This is a genomic window from Flavobacterium sp., assembly GCF_043760115.1.
Taxonomy (GTDB): Bacteria; Bacteroidota; Bacteroidia; order Flavobacteriales; family Flavobacteriaceae; genus Flavobacterium.
The window spans coordinates 11638-30133 of sequence record NZ_JAYUPK010000012.1 but is presented as its reverse complement, the minus strand read 5'-3'; the positions used below and the strand labels follow the sequence as shown (position 1 = coordinate 30133).

Sequence of the window (18496 nt, the reverse complement as noted above, 5' to 3'; positions counted from 1 at the left end):
TTTCTGGATTGTTATTAATGATTACCATAACCGATTTTTCATCGTTATATCTAAAATAAACATAGACATTATTCTCTGGATTATAATGTTTCATTTTTCCAAAATGTACAACATCATTGGTTTTTCGCCAATTGAATAATTTAGAAGTAAAATCGAAATATTGTTTTTGAGTTTGAGTTCTTCCAGCATTTGTAAAAGCATTATTTGCATCTGCATTCCATCCGCCAGGAAAATCTTTTCGAATGTCGGCATCGCCCAACTTGTCTTTGTTTCCTGCCATTCCAATTTCTGAACCGTAATACAATTGCGGAATTCCGCGAACTGTTGCTACCAAAGTCATTGCCATTTGGTATTTTTTGAAATCGTTTTTATAAATTTCGTTGAAACGTTGTGTATCGTGATTTTCGGCAAAAGTTAGCATATTATTAATGTTTGGATACAAGAAATCATTAGTAAAATTCTCGTAAACTTTTACCATTCCTTTATCCCAAGACGATTTATCTTCATTAAAAACTTGACTGATGGCATCGTGCAAAGTAAAATCCATAACGCTTGGTAAATTAGAATTATAACTTTGTATTGCAGCAATTTTACTGTCTTTTTGCCAATAGGCCATTTGCGCTTGGTCGTGCATCCAAACTTCGCCAACAATATTAAAATAAGGATATTCATCGGTTATGGATTTGGTCCATTTGGCAATTCCTTCTTTGTCATTATAAGAATAAGTGTCGACACGAAAACCATCTAAATCGGCAAATTCTATCCACCAAATGGCGTTTTGCGTCAAGTAATTTAAAACTAAAGAATTGGATTGATTTAAGTCTGGCATTGAAGGAACAAACCAACCATCCATACAATTTTTAGCGTCAATTTTAGAACCATTTGGATCCATTTGTGTAGTCATTCTGTAATTGGATTGAGAAAATCCAGGAAATTGATGAATCCAATCGTAAGTTGGTAAATCTTTATATATCCAATGCTGCCAACCCCAATGATTGGTAACATAATCCATAATATTTTTCATTCCGCGATTGTGCAATTCTGCTGATAATTTGGCATAATCATCATTAGTTCCATATCGTGGATCAATTTTGTAAACATCTGATTGTCCATAACCGTGATAAGAATATTTTTCGTCGTTGTCTTCGCAAAGTGGTGTTGGCCAAAGTGCCGTTACGCCAAGTGATTTCAGGTAATCAAGGTTTTTTATAATTCCGTCAATATCGCCACCGTGTCTTGAGCCAGGAATATTTCGGTCTGATTTTTCAGTAGTTTCTGGTGAGTTGTCGTTGTTGGGATTTCCGTTTGCAAATCTGTCGGGCATTATTAGGTAAACAACATCCGATGCATCGAAACTTTTTCTGTTTTTAGAATTTTCTCTTCTAGATTTTAGAGAATATTTTTGGGTAAAAGCTGTTTTTTTATTTTTTGAAAATGAAAAAGTAAAATCTTGTGCTGGACTGTTTTTTGTATTTATGGTTACAAAAACGTAGTTTGGATTTTCGGTTTTTTTTATGTTTTCTATTACAATTGAATTGGAAGTTGTGACATCGTATTGCGCAATGTTTTTTTCGTAGAACATAATTTGTACGCTTGATAAATTCATATCAGTCCACCAAAAAGGCGGTTCCACTTTTTCTATTTGTCCGAAAGTTGTGGTTGTTATAAGTAGTAATAAAAGTAGTTTTTTCATTTCTTTTTTTTTCTCGCAAAGACGCAAAGGCGCAAAGCACTATTTTCTAATCATAGATTGTTGACTATTCTTTTTATGCCATTTTTTATTAGTGCTTCGTTGAAATTTATTAGCAAACCTAATTTCATACCTGTAATTCTCAAATAAGTCAGTAACTGTTTTGGATGAACATTTGAAATTTGCTCAACTGATTTTATTTCGACAATGACTTTATCTTCTACAATTAAATCAGAACGAAAACCTATATCTAAATAAATATCATCCCAAATAACAGGAATTGGTTTTTGTCTGTCAACTTTAAATCCTTTTTTAGTTAATTCGTGATATAAAATAGCTTCGTAAACACTTTCTAATAATCCAGGTCCAAGTTTTGTGTGAATTTTATAGCTTAAGTCTACAATTATTTTTGATAAGTCATTTTCTGTCATAATCTTTAATTTTAATTTCTCGCAAAGACGCAAAGGCGCCAATTTTAAACTTCTAAAATATTTTTTGATAAAACTTTTTCAGTTTCTTTCAATATTTTCTCGTGCAAAGAAGCAAAGTTTGAAATTAATAAAAAACAAAATCGCAAAGAATTTTACTTTGCGACTTTGCGTCTTTGCGAGAAATTAGACCGTTACCAAATTATTAGGTTCCACCAAAACAGAATTACCATTAACGAAAACAGAAATTTGATTATTTCCTTCCAAAGAAAATTGCGTTTCGTTGTGATTGACAGCAACTTTCAAAATCTGATTTCTAAAATTGATTTTAAAACTATATCCTTTCCATTCTTTTGGGATTTTTGGTTCGAAATGAAGTGCATCATTTTTCACTCGCATTCCGCCAAAACCTTCTACAATACTCATCCAAGTTCCAGCCATTGACGTGATATGGCAACCTTCTTCAACTTCTTTATTATAATCGTCTAAGTCTAAACGTGATGTTCGTAAATAGAATGTGTACGCCATATCAATTTTATCTAATTTAGCTGCTTGAATAGAGTGAACACAAGGCGATAAAGAACTTTCGTGAACCGTAAATGGCTCGTAAAAATCGAAATGTTTTTCTAATTGTTCTTTTGTAAAATGATCTTCGAAGAAATAAAACCCTTGCAATGTATCGGCTTGCTTGATGTATGGTGAACGCAACACTCTATCCCAAGACCATTTTTGATTGATTGGTCGGTGCGATATATCTAAAGCTGCAACTGGAACTAAATCTTTATCTAAAAATCCATCTTGTTGCAAATAAACATCGTGTTTCTTAGAAAATGGGAAATACATATTGCCAGATACTTTTTTCCAATCTTGCAATTCAGCATCTGATAATTTTACTTTTTCGATAATGCGTTTGTGATCTTGTGGATATTCTAACGAAACTTTTTGGATTTGTTCATGCGTATAATCGATACACCATTTGGCAATATAATTGGTATAAAAGTTATTGTTTACATTGTTTTCATATTCGTTTGGACCAGTAACACCTAAAATCATATATTGATTTTTGTTGGTTGAAAAACTAGCTCTTTGATGCCAAAAACGAGCAATTCCAATTAAAACTTCCAATCCTTTTTCTGGAATATAAGAATAATCTCCAGTATATCTGTGGTAATTGAAAATCGCAAAAGCAATCGCGCCATTTCTGTGAATTTCTTCGTGCGTGATTTCCCATTCGTTATGACATTCTTCGCCATTCATCGTAACCATTGGATACAAAGCTGCACCATTTGTAAATCCTAAATTGTCTTTAGCATTTTCAATCGCTTTACCTAGTTGATTGTATCGATAAGTCAATAAATTTCGAGCCACTTGTTGATCTTTCGTCGCCATATAAAACGGAATGCAATACGCTTCGGTATCCCAATAAGTCGAGCCACCATATTTTTCGCCAGTGAAACCTTTTGGACCAATATTTAATCGAGAATCTTTTCCTAAATAGGTTTGATTTAACTGAAAAATATTGAAACGAATGCCTTGTTGAGCTTTTACGTCGCCATCGATTGTAATGTCGCTCATTTCCCAAATTTTTGCCCAAGCAGTAATTTGGTTTTGTAAAAGTTGGTTGTATCCTGTTGCTAAAGCAGATTTTATAGCATTTTCTGCAGCAACTTGAGTATTTTCGTGATTTAGAGAAACGGTGTAACCTGCCATTTTTTGGATTGCAGCTTTTTCACCTTTTGCAACTTGAACTTCATATGAAAATTCTACTTTTTCTTTATTTGAATCTACATTGGAAGGTTTTACATTCAAATTTTTATCGTTCAACAAAATGCTATTTTGCATAAATGTTGTTGCGATAAAATGCGTTTTAAACGTTCTTGCAGTTACAAAAGCTTCGTTTCCAGAATTTTTTACATCTAATGGTTCCCAGAATTTTTCTTCCCAGTTGGCATCTTCATTAGAAACTCCTGCATCAATGTAAGGTTTGAAAACTATTTTTGCATCTTTATTAATAGGTATAATTTCATAATTTATTACACCAACTTCATCTAAATCTAAAGATAGAAAACGTTTTACATTTACTTCAATTTCGGTTCCGTTTTGCAACGTTGCTTCGAAAGAACGTGTATAAATTCCTTGCTTCATATTCAATTCGCGACGGAAATTATTCACTTCGGTGCACGTATTTAAATCGAAATTTTCTCCATTAATTTCAATGTCAATTCCAATCCAATTGGGTGCATTTAAAACTTTGGCAAAATATTTTGGGTAGCCATTTTTCCACCAACCTACTTTGGTTTTGTCTGGATAATATATTCCTGCAATGTAACTTCCTTGAAAAGTTTCGCCTGTGTAGTTTTCTTCAAAATTGGCTCTTTGTCCCATTGCACCGTTACCGATACTGAACAAACTTTCAGACGATTTTACTCTTTCTGCATCAAATCCTTCTTCAATGATGGACCAATTGTCTGGTTTTATATAATCTTGGTTCATTTTTTTAAAAGTTTAAAAGTTTAAAGTTTAGAAGTTTAATTCTAATATCTAAATCATTTTAGTTTTCAATTTTCTTTTCTCTTTTTTCTAATTTTTTTTTTCTCTTTTCTAATTTATCAACGCTTCAATAAAAGAAACATCAATATAGGTAAAATCTTGAAAATTGTACTTTGCTTCGTGCAGGATTTTATCATCTCCAATGCCTACACTTATCATATTTGCTGTATTTGCAGCTTGAACTCCGGCAACGGAATCTTCAAAAACAATTGAATTTTCACAGGTTGCATTTAATAATTTAGCAGCTTGCAAGAAAACTTCTGGATCTGGTTTTGCGTTAGCAACATCGTTTCCATCAACTATTGCATCAAACATTGAAATTATTCCAGTTTTTTCTAAAATTGGTCGTGCATTTTTACTTGCAGATCCGAGTGCGATTAATTGATTTTTATCTTTCAAATAATGTAAAACTGGTAAAACGCCAGGTAATAATTCGGATGCATCCATATCTACTAAATAGGATAAATAATCTTCATTTTTTTGAATTAGCCATTTGTTTTTGTCTTCTTGCGAAGCGGTAACGTTTCCTAATTCTAGAATAATATCTAGCGAGCGAACTCTAGAAACTCCTTTTAAATCTTCGTTGTGTTCTGGTGTAAATTCGATTCCGAGTTCTTGAGCTAATTTTTGCCACGCCAAAAAATGATATTTTGCTGTGTCAACTAGTACTCCGTCGAGGTCGAATATGAATGCTTTTTTTGTCATTAAATGTCAATCTTTTTGTTAGTTGTTACAGTGAGTGTTAAAAGTCCAGCAACAATCATTGAGCAACCGCCAATAATTAGTGCATAAATAGGTTCGTCGTTAAAAAATGTGTTCACTAAAAATCCTAAAATCGTTCCTGCAACAATTTGTGGGATTACAATAAAAAAGTTGAAAACTCCCATATAATATCCCATTTTGTTGGATGGCAAAGAACCAGAAAGCATCGCGTAAGGAATGGATAAAATACTTGCCCAAGCAATTCCAACTCCAACCATTGCTAATAATAATCCTACTTTATCAGAAAGAAAATAAACCGAAATTAATCCAATTCCGCCAGCGCATAATGCTAACATATGTGTAAATTTATTACTTGTTCTTCTTGCTAAAACTGGAAGTAAAAAGGCAACTGCAGCTGCAACTCCATTGTAAACTGTAAACATTATTGAAACCCAATCGGCAGCATCGTTATAGATTTTTGATGTAGAATCTGAAGTTCCAAAAACGTGACCTGTAACCGCTTTAGTAGTGTAAATCCACATTGAGAAAAGCGCAAACCAAGAAAAGAATTGAACCCAAGCCAATTGTTTCATCGTTTTTGGCATATTCAATAAATCGGTGATAATAATAGTAAATCCATTTCTAACATTATTTGTTCTTAGTATTGAAACGATTGAAAACAAAAATCCAGTAACGAAAATCCCAATAGATAATATGTAAAGTTCTTTATGACTGTTGTCACTTTTTGAATTTAAATCATAAACAAAATAAGAAAGTAGTGCTCCAATTATTGCTAATGCTAATCCAATATTTAATTGTCTTTTTTCGGTGCAACCTCTTTCTTGTGATGCATCAAATGTTTTGTTTTCGTTTCTTGTATTTTCAAATGCTTCTAATTCTTCTGGCGAATATTCTTTGGATTTAAAAACGGTCCATAAAACGGCTAATAAAAATACAATTCCACCAACATAAAACGACCATTTTACAGACGGCGAAATAATTCCTTTAGCGGCAGTATTTTCTAAACCTACAAAATTTGTAAAAACATAAGGTAAAGCCGATCCAACTACAGCACCAAGTCCGATAAAGAAACTTTGCATTGCAAATCCTAAAGTACGTTGTTTTTCTGATAAATTATCACCCACAAAGGCACGAAAAGGTTCCATTGATATGTTGATGGACGAATCCATAATCCATAAAGTTCCAATGGCAATCCATAAAGTTGGGGAATTGGGCATCATAATTAATGCAATAGACGAAAGAATTGCACCTACTAGAAAATAAGGTCTTCGTCTACCTAGTTTTGTCCAAGTTCTATCAGAAAAATAGCCCACAATGGGTTGAATGATTAATCCAGTAAGTGGCGCAGCCAACCAATAGAGTCCTATTTTGTCAACTTCGGCACCAAGAGTATCAAAAATTCGTGAAGTATTTGCGTTTTGTAGTGCAAAACCAAATTGAATTCCTAAGAATCCGAAACTCATATTCCAGATTTCCCAGAAACCTAATTTACGCTTTTCCATTATCGTATTGTATTGATTATAAAACGATAAGCGCGATGCTTATCAAAACTTATTTTTTGTTTTCGAAGTAAAAAGTACAAGCTTTGATTTTGTAAAGATAAAAAAGTTTTTTAATTGCAATGTAGTATCAAATACAAATTAGATTTAATGCATTACGAAAACGTTATATGTTAACAAATAGAACAATTTCTACAAAGTAGATTCTCGCTCTACCAATTCTGTTTCAATAACTTCAGTTTTATATTGTTCTTCATATTCTTCGTCTTCATCTTCTTCTAATTCCAGTTTTTCTAATAACATTTTGGCTGCTTTTTCACCCATTTTCACTCCATTTTGACTTACAGTAGTAATTGATGGCGATGAATATTTAGAAATGATACCATCTGTAAAACCAATAATAGATATATCTTCAGGAACTTTTTTACCCAATCTTGTTGCGACTTTTATTGCTGTTACTGCAAAAATTTCGTTAACCGCAAAAATAGCATCCAATTCATTATTTTCGATAAGGGAAACAATTTGCGACTCAAAATTATCAGTATCTTCAATTTTTAGAATTAAATTTTCATCTAATTTTATATCATTTGATTTTAATGCTTGAATGTAACCATCAGTTCTTAATTTTCCAACACTAACGTAATCAACAGTTGAGATTATTGCAATTTTTCTAAATCCTTTGTCAATTAAAAATTGAGTGGCATTAAAAGCTGCTAATCCATCGTCAATAATGACTTTGTCACACAAAATATCATTGGTAACTCTGTCAAACATAACAACTGGCATTCCTTGATTTATAACTTCAGAAATATGATGAAAATCTCTTTTTTGTTGGGTTTCTTTAGACAATGACATTATAAATCCGTCAATACTTCCATTGGCAAGCATTTCCATATTAATTACTTCTTTATCAAAGGATTCGTCAGACAAACAAACAATTACATTGTAACCTTTTTCGTTAGCAATTCTTTCAACACCGCTAATAACTGTAGCAAAAAAATGATGAATAATTTCGGGAATAATTATACAAATTGTTTTAGATTTTCTGTTCTTTAAGCTAAGAGCAATATTATTCGGTCGATAGTTGTAAAGTTTGGCAAATGCTTGAACTTTTTGACGTGTATCTTCGCTAATTTCTAGACTATTTCTAAGAGATTTTGAAACCGTTGAAATGGATACATCTAATTCTCTAGCAATTTGCTTTAAAGTTACTTTTCTTCTCATCTTAAAAACAGGATAATTTATAATTATTTAATAAAGGTATATTTTATTTTTAGTAATCGCAATTTTAGTGCTAAAATCATATATTTTACAGAAAGTTTTCAACACGAAAACGTTTTCGGTACTTCTTTAACAAGTGTTTATTTTTTTATCTTAATATTTTACATAAATTTAACATTCGAAGTAAATATACAAGCAAAAAAACTAAATTTAACTTAAACAAAATGTATGAAAACAATTTATAAAAAGTTGTTATTTTTATTACTCTTGCTTCCAGCTACAATTCTAGCACAGAGCAGTTTAGATGGAGTTGTTTTGGATTCTAAAACCAAGCAACCAGTTCCAGGAGTAAATGTAATTATTGATGGTACTACAAATGGTACTTCTACCGATTTTGACGGTAAATTTAAATTATCTAATTTAAAAAATGGCGATAATGTTGTTTTTTCGTTTATTGGATATAAAAGTGAAACTGTTAATTTTAGTGGGCAAAAATCAGTTTCGGTTTCTTTGCAAGAAGAATCTAATGTGTTGCAAGAAGTTGTAGTACAAGTTGGTTATGGAACTGTTAAGAAAAAAGATGCTACTGGTTCTGTAACAACACTTGGAGCAAAAGATTTTAATAAAGGTACAAACGTAACAGCAGAAAATTTATTAAATGGAAGAATAGCTGGGGTTACTGTAAACACAAGTGGTTCTCCAGGTTCAGGTTCTCAAATTAGAATTCGTGGTGGTTCTTCATTATTTGCTAGTAATGATCCATTAATAGTAATTGATGGATTACCAATTTCTAATAATTCAAATACTGGTTCAAGTTCAATTCTTGCAGCATTGAATCCAAATGATATTGAAAGTTTTACAGTTCTAAAAGATGCATCAGCAACCGCAATATATGGATCAAGAGCTTCTAATGGTGTAATTATAATAACTACCAAAAAAGGAGGAAAAAAATTATCTGTAGATTATAATTTTCAATATGGTTCTGGTAATTTAGTTAAAAAAATAAATGTTTATGATTCTAAAAGTTATGCTAACTTAATTGAAACTAGATTTCCAAATTTTGTAAATCAATTAGGAGTAGATGATCCAAACTCTCTGCTTGTTGACAATCCACTTACAACTGGTATTATTGAAGGAAGAATTCTTTCTGATACTGATTGGCAAGATGAAATTTACAGAAGAACTGATTTTGTTGACAATAATATTTCTTTAAAAGGAAATTTATTTAAAGCAATTCCTGCTCGTTTGTCTATAGGTAACACTTATCAAGAAGGACTTAGATTAACAAATAAATTCAATAGAAATACAATTTCTACAACTTTAAATCCTTCATTATTTAAAGACCATTTAAAATTAAGATTGAATGCTACTTATGCTAACGAGAACAACCGTTTTGCTGATGGAGTAGAAGGTTCTGCAATTAGATTTGATCCAACAAAACCGGTTTACCAACCAGGTTCTTATTATAATGGTTTTTATGAATATTTCAACCAATCAAACAATGAATTGCTTCTTGGAGCTAGAAATCCAGTTGCTCAATTGTCTCAAACTTATGATACTGGAATTAATAATAGAATTTTTGGAAACTTTGAATTAGATTATAAATTTCATTTCTTTCCAGCTTTAAAAGCTGTAGTTAATGTTGGTTTTGATGAATCAAATGGCGAAAGAACTAGATTAGTTGATACAAATGCAGCTTCTGGGCCAAGTAATAATAATCAAGCTTATGGTACAAATGAATTTTCTGAAAGAAATCAAAAAAATAAACTTTTAGATACTTATTTAACTTATAATAAGGCATTTGGAAAATTAAACTTTGATGCTACTGCAGGTTATTCTTATCAAAAATTTGAAGGAGAGACTTTTTTTACTAGAAATATTTATCAACCAGGTTATAATTTAATAGGTCCAGAATTAGAAATTGATCCAGAAGTGGTTCTAATTGGTTTTTTTGGAAGAGTGAATTTGAATTTTAATAGTAAGTACTTATTAACATTATCATACAGAAGAGACGGTTCTTCTAGATTTAGCGAAGACAATCGTTGGGGTAATTTTCCAGCGGCTGCATTTGCGTGGAAAATGAAAGAAGATTTGTTCAAAGATTCTAAAATAATTTCTGATTTAAAGCTTCGTTTGGGATATGGTATAACAGGACAACAAGATATACCAGCAGCTTATGAATATTTACAAAGATATGTTAATGGAGATGGAAACTCTCAGTATACATTTGGTTCAACAACTTTACCTATTGGATTATCTAGACCTTACAACTCATTAATTAAATGGGAAGAAACTACAACTTACAATGCAGGTTTAGATTATGGTTTTGCTAACAATAGAATAACTGGTGCGTTAGATGTTTTTTATAAAAGATCAGAAGATTTAATAGTTAGATCAGCTCTTCCAGATGGAGGTAATTTCTCTAATAGAGGTTTTCAAAACATTGGAAGTCTTACAACTAAAGGTATTGAGTTCTCTGTTAATTCTGATGTTGTCAAAACAACTAATCTAACTTGGAATCTTAACTTTAATGCAACAAAGTATGAAAGACGTATTGAAGAGTTAGCTTTAGGTTCAGATATATTGATTGGCGATACTGGCGCTGGTGTAGGTGGAACTTCACAAATATATAGTCAAGGTTTTACTCCAAATTCATTTTATGTTTACAAACAATTATACACAAATGCAGGTCAACCAATTGAAGGTGCTTATGCAGATTTAAATGGTGACGGAATTATAAATGGTAATGATAGATACATTTATAAAAATTCTGATCCTGATGCAACTTTTGGATTTGCTTCAAATTTGAATTATAAAAACTTTGATTTTGCTTTTAATTTTAGAGCAAGTGTAGGAAATAGAATATTCAATGCAGTTAATGCAAGTAGAGCTCAATACAGTCTTTTACAAGATGGGACAGCACTTGGAAACATTCCTACTTCTGTTGAAAACACTAATTTCATTAATACAGCAGATGTTATTTTGTCAGATTTGTTTATAGAAAACGGTTCTTATCTTAGATTAGACAATGTTACTTTAGGATATACTTTTCCTAAATGGTTAGATGGAAAAGCTTCTTTAAGATTATTTGCTGGAGCACAAAATATATTTGTACTTACAGATTATACAGGATTGGATCCTGAAATTGCTAATAATGGTATTGATAATACAATTTATCCAAGACAACGTTCGTATCTTTTTGGAGCGAATATAAAATTTTAAATAAAAAACTATGAAAAAAATTAATTTTAAATTAGTCTATCTTTTAGGTATTCTTATGTTGCTAAATTCTTGCACAGACGATTTAAATGTTGTCCCAAAAGACGATGATGAATTTTTGTCTGAAGCATTTTTTGCTCAACCAGATGCTTATAAAAGAGCTTTGGGTGGTGTTTATGGAAATCTTTCATTAACAGGCGCCAATGGACCAACTTCTTCTTTTCTAGAAGGTATTGATGCTGGAACAAGTCAATATGGTAGATGTTTGTGGTATCTTCAAGACTTAACTACAGATGAAGTTATTTGGAGTTATGAAAACGATCCAGGTACAAGAGAATTACAACGAAATATTTGGAATGCAGATAATCCAATTTTACTAGGTATGTTTAGTAGAGTAATGGCTGAGGTTGCTTTTTCAAATGAATTTTTAAAGCAAACTACTCCAGAAAAATTGAGTGGAAGAGGTGTTAATGATCCTGCCTTATTAAACGAAATTGTACTTTACAGAAAAGAAGTTAGAGTATTGAGAGCAATGTCATATTATAATTTATTGGATTTATTTGGTAAAGCTCCATTTTTAACAGAATCAGATCCTGTTAATACAGCTGGACCAGAATATAACAGACAACAATTGTTCACTTTTATTGAAGGAGAATTAAATGCATTGATTCCAGATTTAAAAGCTCCAAGAACTAATGAATATGGTCGTTTAGATCAAGCAATGGCAAGAATGGTTTTAGCTAAAATGTATTTAAATGCAGAAGTTTACATTGGAACTCCAAAATATACTGAATGCGTTACACAATGTAATGCAATAATTGCTGGTGGATATACTTTAAATACTAATTATTTAAATAATTTTAAAGCAGATAATCACTTATCACCAGAAATGATTTTCTCGCTTCAAGCAGATGGTAATTTCACTCAAAACTATGGTCCAACTACAGTTATGATAAATGGGTCTGTTGGTTCAATTGAGCAAAATGGTGCAGCCATTGGAGTAGGTTCTGGCGGTTGGGGTGGAGCATTAAGATTAAGAAAACAGTTTGTTCAAAAATTTGATGGAACTGCTTTTAATTCTGATGCAAGAAAAACAATAATTGCTGGAGCAAGAAATATTGATATTTTAGATATTGCCAATAGAGATCAAGGTTTTATATTATCTAAATTTTCTAATAAAACTGCTGCAGGTGTTGCTGGACCAAATTCAACTTTTGTAGATACTGATTTTCCACTATTCAGACTTGCTGATGTGTACTTAATGTATGCAGAATGTGCTTTAAGAAGTGGTGCTGGAGCAACAACAGGTCAAGCTTTAACTTATGTAAATAGTTTAAGAGCAAGAGCTAACAATGGTTCTACAATTGCAAATATTTCTTCACCAGATTTAACTTTGGATTTTATCTTAGATGAAAGAGCAAGAGAATTACATTGGGAATCTCACAGAAGACAAGACTTAATTCGTTTTGGAAAATACACTGGAGGAAGCTACAATTGGGCATGGAAAGGAAATGGAACTAACGGAATTGCAATTTCTAATAATCTAAAATTATTTCCAATTCCTGCTGCTTCTTTAGCTGCTAATCCAAATTTAACTCAAAACCCAGGTTACTAATAACTATAATTTAAATTATTAAAAAAATGAAAAATATTATAAAATCAATTTTAGCAGTAGCTTTAATTACAAGTATTACATCTTGTACAGACGAACAAGATTTAAAATTTTCTCAACCATCAGGTTCTTTTGCTATTTTGTCTCCTCAATCTGGTGAAAGTGTTGTGTTAAGCCCAACAACATTAACTAACCCTGGACTTTCTTTAACTTGGAAAGCAATGGATTATGGAACTCCAACCGAAGTTACTTATAAAGTGCAAATAGATAAAACTGGAGACAATTTTGATACACCAATAGTTTTGACTTCCACAACTAATACTTTTGCTACAGTAACTTCTGAAGAGCTTAATGCTAAATGTTTGCAAGCAGGTTTAACACCATTCACACAAGGTGGATTAGATGTAAGAATTAGATCAACTGTAGGTTCAACAGAAACTCAAGAAGCAATATCAGATGTTATTGTATACTTAGTAAAACCTTACTCTACAGATTTACCTAAAGTTTATGTTGTTGGTGATTTCTTGAATGCAAGTGGTTACGGAAACAATTGGACTCCAGGAAATGCAGTTCCATTGTCAGCTTCTGCATTTGGTGCAACAGATTATGAAGGTTTCGTAAATATGAACCAAGCAAATTTCGAATATAAATTTTTACCTACAAACACTAGTTTTGATGGAGATTTTGGTGATGACGGAAGTTTTGCAGGAAGTTTAGTTCAAACTGGTGAAACAAATTGTCTAGGTACAGGAGCAAATTATTATTATGTTAAAGCAAATACTGCTACATTAACATATTCTATTCAACCTTCAGCTTGGGCAATTACAGGAAGTGCAACTCCACTTAATTGGCCTGCTGGACCAGGAGGAACTCCAGGTCAAGATCAAAATATGACTTACAATCCTACTACCAAAAAATGGGAAATTATAATAGCTTTGACCGCTGGTGGAAATGAATTTAAATTCAGAGCTAACGATAACTGGACATTAAATTTAGGTAAAGATGGTGGTGATACAGATTCTTCAATGGACTTTGGAGGAGATAATCTATCAGTTCCAGCTGCTGGAAATTATAAAGTAGAATTGAATTTAAGTAATCCAAGAAATTACTCTTGGACTGCAACATTACAATAATTTATATTTAATAAATTCTAAAGGGCTTTTGAAAAAAAGCCCTTTTTTAAATTTAATGCTATGAAAATTAATCTACTTATTTTAACATTTTTTATTTCTTTTTTTGGATTTTCTCAAGTTCAAACAATAACTTATTCAGTTTCACCAACCCCATTTGAAGAAAATCAAGCAATTACAATTACAGTAAATGGTACTAGTGTAAATGAAACTTCTTGGGGAATAACAGGAAATGCATTATATCTTTGGGCTTGGTCTTTTGATATAAATGACGCGAATATAATTGATAGTCCAACTAATGGAGCTTGGACAAGTTCTAATGAAGTTAATAGATTTACCTATAATTCTGGAAACGACACTTACACCTATACATTAACTCCAACAACATTTTACAACAGAACTAATATTGGTAAAATCGGATTTTTAGTTAAAGCTAAAGATGGAACAGGAGATAAAAAATCTCAAGACGTATTAGTAGAAGTTGGAGCTTTTCAATCTTTATTATCAACACCCACTGTAAATAGTACAACTATATTAAACTCTGGAGGAAGTTTACCAATAACTGCTACTAATTCTAATGGTTTGGCTAATTATAATTTAAAAGCTAATAATGTTAGTTTATCAACTGCAAATAATGTAACTTCTTTTACATTTAATCACATGAATATTACTAGTAATCAAACCTATCAACTTGAAATTACTCAAGGTGCGATTACACAAATTAAAAAATTTAATGTAATTATTAATCCCGGAAGTATTTCTCAAGCGTTACCTGCCAATTTAAAAGAAGGAATAAATTATAATAGTTCTGATGCTTCAAAAGCAACTTTAGTTTTAGATGCACCAGGAAAAGATTTCATTTATGTAGCAGGAAGTTTTAATAACTGGCAACCAGATTCCTCTTATGCCATGAGAAAAGATGCAACTACAGGAAAATTTTGGTTAGAATTATCTGGATTAACATCTTTACAACAATATACTTATCAATATTGGGTTGTAGATCAGTCACCTAATACTGGTTCTCCACAATTAGTAAAAACTGCCGATCCATATTCTACATTGGTTTTGTCACCTTTTGACGATCCATACATTGCAGCAACAACATATCCTAACTTACCGCTTTATCCAGTTGGTCAAGAAAGAGAAGTTACTTTACTACAAACTGGGCAAACTGCTTATTCTTGGAGTGCAGCAACTACAAATTTTGTAAAACCAAATAAAGATAATTTAGTAGTTTATGAAGTATTAATTAGAGATTTTGATGCCAATAGAAATTTTCAAAGTTTGATTGATAGAATAGATTATTTTAAAAATCTTAAAATAAATGCAATTCAATTAATGCCAATAATGGAATTTGAAGGTAATGAATCTTGGGGTTACAATACGGCATATCATACCGCTTTAGATAAATTTTATGGTACAGAAAATAAATTTAAAGAATTTATTGATTTATGTCATCAAAACGGAATTGCAGTAATTCTTGACGTAGCATTAAATCACGCGTTTGGTAGAAATCCAATGGTAAGAATGTGGATGAAAGATTCTGATGGCGACGGTTGGGGCGATCCTGCATCTGACAATCCATATTTTAATGAGTTTGCTAAACACAGTTATGGTGTTGGAGCCGATTTTAATCATACTTCAACATTAACTAAAACATATGTAAAAAGAGTTATAAATCATTGGATTCAAGATTTTAAAATTGATGGTTTCCGTTGGGATTTAACCAAAGGTTTTACTCAAGCTTGTTCATCTGGAGATGATGCTTGTACCAATGCTACTCAACCAGATAGAGTTGCGGTACTTAAAGAATATGCAGATTATTCTTGGACATTAGACAATAATCAGTATGTGATTTTTGAACATTTAGGTTCAGATGGAGAAGAGCAACAATGGGCAAATTATAGAATTGGTGAAGGAAAAGGTATTATGATGTGGGGTGAAATGACTTATCCATATACTCAATTAATGGAAGGTTATGCAACTGGTGGAGATTTAACAAGAATGGGTCATGTGAGTAGAGGTTTTACAGGAAAAAGATTAATTGGTTATCCAGAAAGCCATGACAAAGATAGATTAATGTATTCAGCGTTAACATTTGGAAATGGTGGAGGAACAAGTCCAATAATTGGAAATTTGAATAATTCTCTATTCAGAATGTCGGCAATTGGAGCAACAAGTATTTTAGTTCCTGGACCAAAAATGATTTGGCATTTTGCAGAACTTGGAATGAATAACTCAATTTATACGTGCAACAATGGTTCAGTTAATACTGAATCTGATGTAACTGCTGGAGATTGTAAATTAGACACTAAACCACAACCTCAATGGACGAATAATTGGCAAGGAGTAACACAAAGAGCAAAAATTTATACTGATTGGGCTAAAATGATTAACTTAAAAACTAGCAATCCAGTTTTTAGTGGAAATTACGCAATTAGTCCAAACGGAAACAACATTCGTCAAAGAATTTATATTTTTGATACCGCTTTAACAGGATTAAATAGTGTAGTTATTTTAGCAAACTTCTCTGTAGCATCACAAAATGTTACACCAGATTTTCCATTTGCAGGAACTTGGTACAACCTAATGGATAATACTCCAATTACTGTTACAAATACTACTACACAAATTCCAATTGAATCTGGTGGATTTAGAATTTATGGAAATCAACCTGCTTTGGCAAATGAAGAATTCAATAAAATTAACTTTGTAAATTTATCTCCAAATCCTGCTTCAACTTATTTTACTTTAAATACAAATGTTTCTAAAGTTCAAATTTTTTCGTTAACAGGACAATTGGTTAAAACATACAACAATCAAACAGAAGAATTTCAATATTCAATTTCCGATTTAAATCAAGGAATTTATCTTGTAAAAATTACAGATGAAAACAATCGAGAGAAAACATTGAAATTAATTAAGCAATAATTTTTTTGAGTAGTTAAATATTTAGATTTTTAAAGGACCTTTTCAAATTTTTGAAAGGTCTTTTTTTATTTCAATTATTAAAACAAACCATTAATTTCAGCATCAATGCGGTTTATAATCATTCCTAAATCTTCTGGATTGTTTACAAAATCTACATTATCCACATCAATAATTAAAAGTTTGCCTTTATTGTAACCAGTAATCCAAGCTTCGTAACGTTCGTTCAATCGGCTTAGATAATCTATTGAAATTGTATTTTCATAATCGCGACCACGTTTGTGAATTTGACCCACAAGATTAGGTATAGAACTACGTAAATAAATTAGTAAATCTGGTGGTTCAACCAAGCTTTCCATCAATTCAAAAAGCGATGAATAATTTTGAAAATCACGATTGGTCATCAATCCCATAGCATGAAGATTGGGAGCAAAAATATGAGCATCTTCATAAATCGTTCTGTCTTGAATAATTTTTTTTCCACTTTCGCGAATTTGCAACACTTGTCTAAAACGACTGTTTAAGAAATATATTTGTAAATTAAACGACCAACGTTCCATTTGATGGTAAAAATCATCAAGATAAGGATTATCAACTACGTCTTCGTAATGTGGTTCCCATTTAAAATGTTTTGCTAAAAACTGTGTCAATGTTGTTTTTCCTGCTCCTATATTTCCTGCTACTGCTATGTGCATTATGGTAGTATGATTTTATAATTTGTAATTCCGTGGTCGGTAAAAATAGATAAAATTTGGTCTTTGTAATAAAAATTCTTAATAGATTTCTCAACAATTTCAATTTCATATAACTTATTACCATTTCTATCTCTGATAAAAAGCTTTTTGTCCTTTAAAAACAACACTTCACTTAAATCTAAAAATTGTAAATTTTCTTTTATTTCTATCAAACCATTATTAATAATTCTGCCAAAAATTGTTGCTGTTAACCATTGATTTTTACTATCTATCCAATGAAAATAATTAAAATCGGTTTGATAGTAACTAAACGTTTCTTTAATAGGAACTCCAAGATTTTTATAAGTATTTGAATTCAAATCATACAAGCCAATTTGTTGATTTAAACTATTGTAAACCCAAAGCTGATTTTGTGCAGAAATTCCAATTGCAGAGGCAACAATTGGAGTTTCCAATTTAGAAAATTCTATTTTTTGAATTTCATTTAACTGATTATCTAAAACTACAACCGAATTAAATTCTTCATAAAATAAAATAATTTTTAACGGATTGGTACTGTCAACTTTAGTTAATTTTCCTAAAGCAAGATTTTGATATTGTAATGATAAAGTATCTGCTTTTTTAAAAAATACATTATCTTTTATATAGTAACAATTTCTAAAGCCATCTAAACCAACAAAACTATCAGCATCAAAGGCAATAGAATCTAGTTTTGTAACTTTTATTTTAGAATTTTGACTTTGACAAATGCTAAAACTTAAAAATACTATGTAATAAAATAGGTGCTTCATCGTTTTGCTA

At 31.2% G+C, this 18496-nt stretch carries 12 protein-coding genes; 4 read left to right on the top strand and 8 right to left on the bottom strand.

Annotated features, from left to right (window positions below):
* The 6 genes from ACH2BC_RS00880 to ACH2BC_RS00855 all read right to left on the bottom strand — a co-directional run.
* Nucleotides 1-1693: glycoside hydrolase family 13 protein (locus tag ACH2BC_RS00880; RefSeq protein ID WP_395052050.1), on the bottom strand; the 1693-nt coding region annotated here is incomplete at its 3' end.
* A 50-nt stretch (nt 1694-1743) separates the two neighbouring features.
* Entirely contained in the window at nt 1744-2121 is a 378-nt protein-coding gene (locus ACH2BC_RS00875; protein ID WP_395052049.1) for a GxxExxY protein, read from the bottom strand.
* 183 nt (nt 2122-2304) lie between these two features.
* The gene (locus ACH2BC_RS00870; protein WP_395052048.1) at nt 2305-4611 is read right to left on the bottom strand and encodes a glycoside hydrolase family 65 protein; all 2307 of its coding nucleotides are present in this window, start codon (nt 4609-4611) and stop codon (nt 2305-2307) included.
* 108 nt (nt 4612-4719) lie between these two features.
* Nucleotides 4720-5373 (bottom strand): beta-phosphoglucomutase, encoded by a 654-nt coding sequence (gene pgmB, locus ACH2BC_RS00865; protein WP_395052047.1) that lies wholly within the window; start codon nt 5371-5373, stop codon nt 4720-4722.
* On the bottom strand, nt 5373-6893 hold the full coding sequence (locus ACH2BC_RS00860) for an MFS transporter (RefSeq protein WP_395052046.1): 1521 nt from the start codon (nt 6891-6893) through the stop codon (nt 5373-5375). Before ACH2BC_RS00860 ends, pgmB begins: the two co-directional genes overlap by 1 nt.
* A gap of 189 nt (nt 6894-7082) precedes the next feature.
* Nucleotides 7083-8114 (bottom strand): LacI family DNA-binding transcriptional regulator, encoded by a 1032-nt coding sequence (locus ACH2BC_RS00855; RefSeq protein ID WP_395052045.1) that lies wholly within the window; start codon nt 8112-8114, stop codon nt 7083-7085.
* A gap of 225 nt (nt 8115-8339) precedes the next feature.
* On the opposite strand from ACH2BC_RS00855, the gene ACH2BC_RS00850 reads away from it, so the two are divergent.
* From ACH2BC_RS00850 to ACH2BC_RS00835, 4 genes are read left to right on the top strand one after another with little or no spacing between them, the layout of a single operon-like run.
* A complete protein-coding gene (locus ACH2BC_RS00850) occupies nt 8340-11333 on the top strand; it encodes a SusC/RagA family TonB-linked outer membrane protein (RefSeq protein ID WP_395052044.1) in 2994 nt (997 codons plus the stop codon).
* A 10-nt stretch (nt 11334-11343) separates the two neighbouring features.
* Nucleotides 11344-12945, top strand: a complete 1602-nt coding sequence (locus tag ACH2BC_RS00845; RefSeq protein WP_395052043.1) for a RagB/SusD family nutrient uptake outer membrane protein — start codon at nt 11344-11346, stop codon at nt 12943-12945.
* Nucleotides 12946-12971: 26 nt separating this feature from the next.
* Nucleotides 12972-14075 carry a SusE domain-containing protein gene (locus ACH2BC_RS00840; RefSeq protein ID WP_395052042.1) on the top strand — a complete coding sequence of 368 codons (1104 nt, stop codon included), beginning with the start codon at nt 12972-12974 and terminating at the stop codon, nt 14073-14075.
* A 60-nt stretch (nt 14076-14135) separates the two neighbouring features.
* Nucleotides 14136-17003 (top strand): alpha-amylase family glycosyl hydrolase, encoded by a 2868-nt coding sequence (locus tag ACH2BC_RS00835; protein WP_395052041.1) that lies wholly within the window; start codon nt 14136-14138, stop codon nt 17001-17003.
* A 77-nt stretch (nt 17004-17080) separates the two neighbouring features.
* On the opposite strand, the gene ACH2BC_RS00830 is transcribed toward ACH2BC_RS00835, so the two are convergent.
* A complete protein-coding gene (locus ACH2BC_RS00830) occupies nt 17081-17695 on the bottom strand; it encodes a deoxynucleoside kinase (protein WP_395052040.1) in 615 nt (204 codons plus the stop codon).
* Nucleotides 17695-18486, bottom strand: a complete 792-nt coding sequence (locus tag ACH2BC_RS00825; protein ID WP_395052039.1) for a hypothetical protein — start codon at nt 18484-18486, stop codon at nt 17695-17697. The genes ACH2BC_RS00830 and ACH2BC_RS00825 overlap by 1 nt, the downstream gene beginning before the upstream one ends.
* Nucleotides 18487-18496: the final 10 nt, after the last annotated feature.

Bases quoted from the DNA above. Each gene is read 5' to 3' on its own strand.
- ACH2BC_RS00875 (WP_395052049.1), bottom strand. From the start codon at position 2,121: ATGACAGAAAATGACTTATCAAAAATAATTGTAGACTTAAGCTATAAA.
- ACH2BC_RS00870 (WP_395052048.1), bottom strand. From the start codon at position 4,611: ATGAACCAAGATTATATAAAACCAGACAATTGGTCCATCATTGAAGAA.
- pgmB (WP_395052047.1), bottom strand. From the start codon at position 5,373: ATGACAAAAAAAGCATTCATATTCGACCTCGACGGAGTACTAGTTGAC.
- ACH2BC_RS00860 (WP_395052046.1), bottom strand. From the start codon at position 6,893: ATGGAAAAGCGTAAATTAGGTTTCTGGGAAATCTGGAATATGAGTTTC.
- ACH2BC_RS00855 (WP_395052045.1), bottom strand. From the start codon at position 8,114: ATGAGAAGAAAAGTAACTTTAAAGCAAATTGCTAGAGAATTAGATGTA.
- ACH2BC_RS00850 (WP_395052044.1), top strand. From the start codon at position 8,340: ATGAAAACAATTTATAAAAAGTTGTTATTTTTATTACTCTTGCTTCCA.
- ACH2BC_RS00845 (WP_395052043.1), top strand. From the start codon at position 11,344: ATGAAAAAAATTAATTTTAAATTAGTCTATCTTTTAGGTATTCTTATG.
- ACH2BC_RS00840 (WP_395052042.1), top strand. From the start codon at position 12,972: ATGAAAAATATTATAAAATCAATTTTAGCAGTAGCTTTAATTACAAGT.
- ACH2BC_RS00835 (WP_395052041.1), top strand. From the start codon at position 14,136: ATGAAAATTAATCTACTTATTTTAACATTTTTTATTTCTTTTTTTGGA.
- ACH2BC_RS00830 (WP_395052040.1), bottom strand. From the start codon at position 17,695: ATGCACATAGCAGTAGCAGGAAATATAGGAGCAGGAAAAACAACATTG.
- ACH2BC_RS00825 (WP_395052039.1), bottom strand. From the start codon at position 18,486: ATGAAGCACCTATTTTATTACATAGTATTTTTAAGTTTTAGCATTTGT.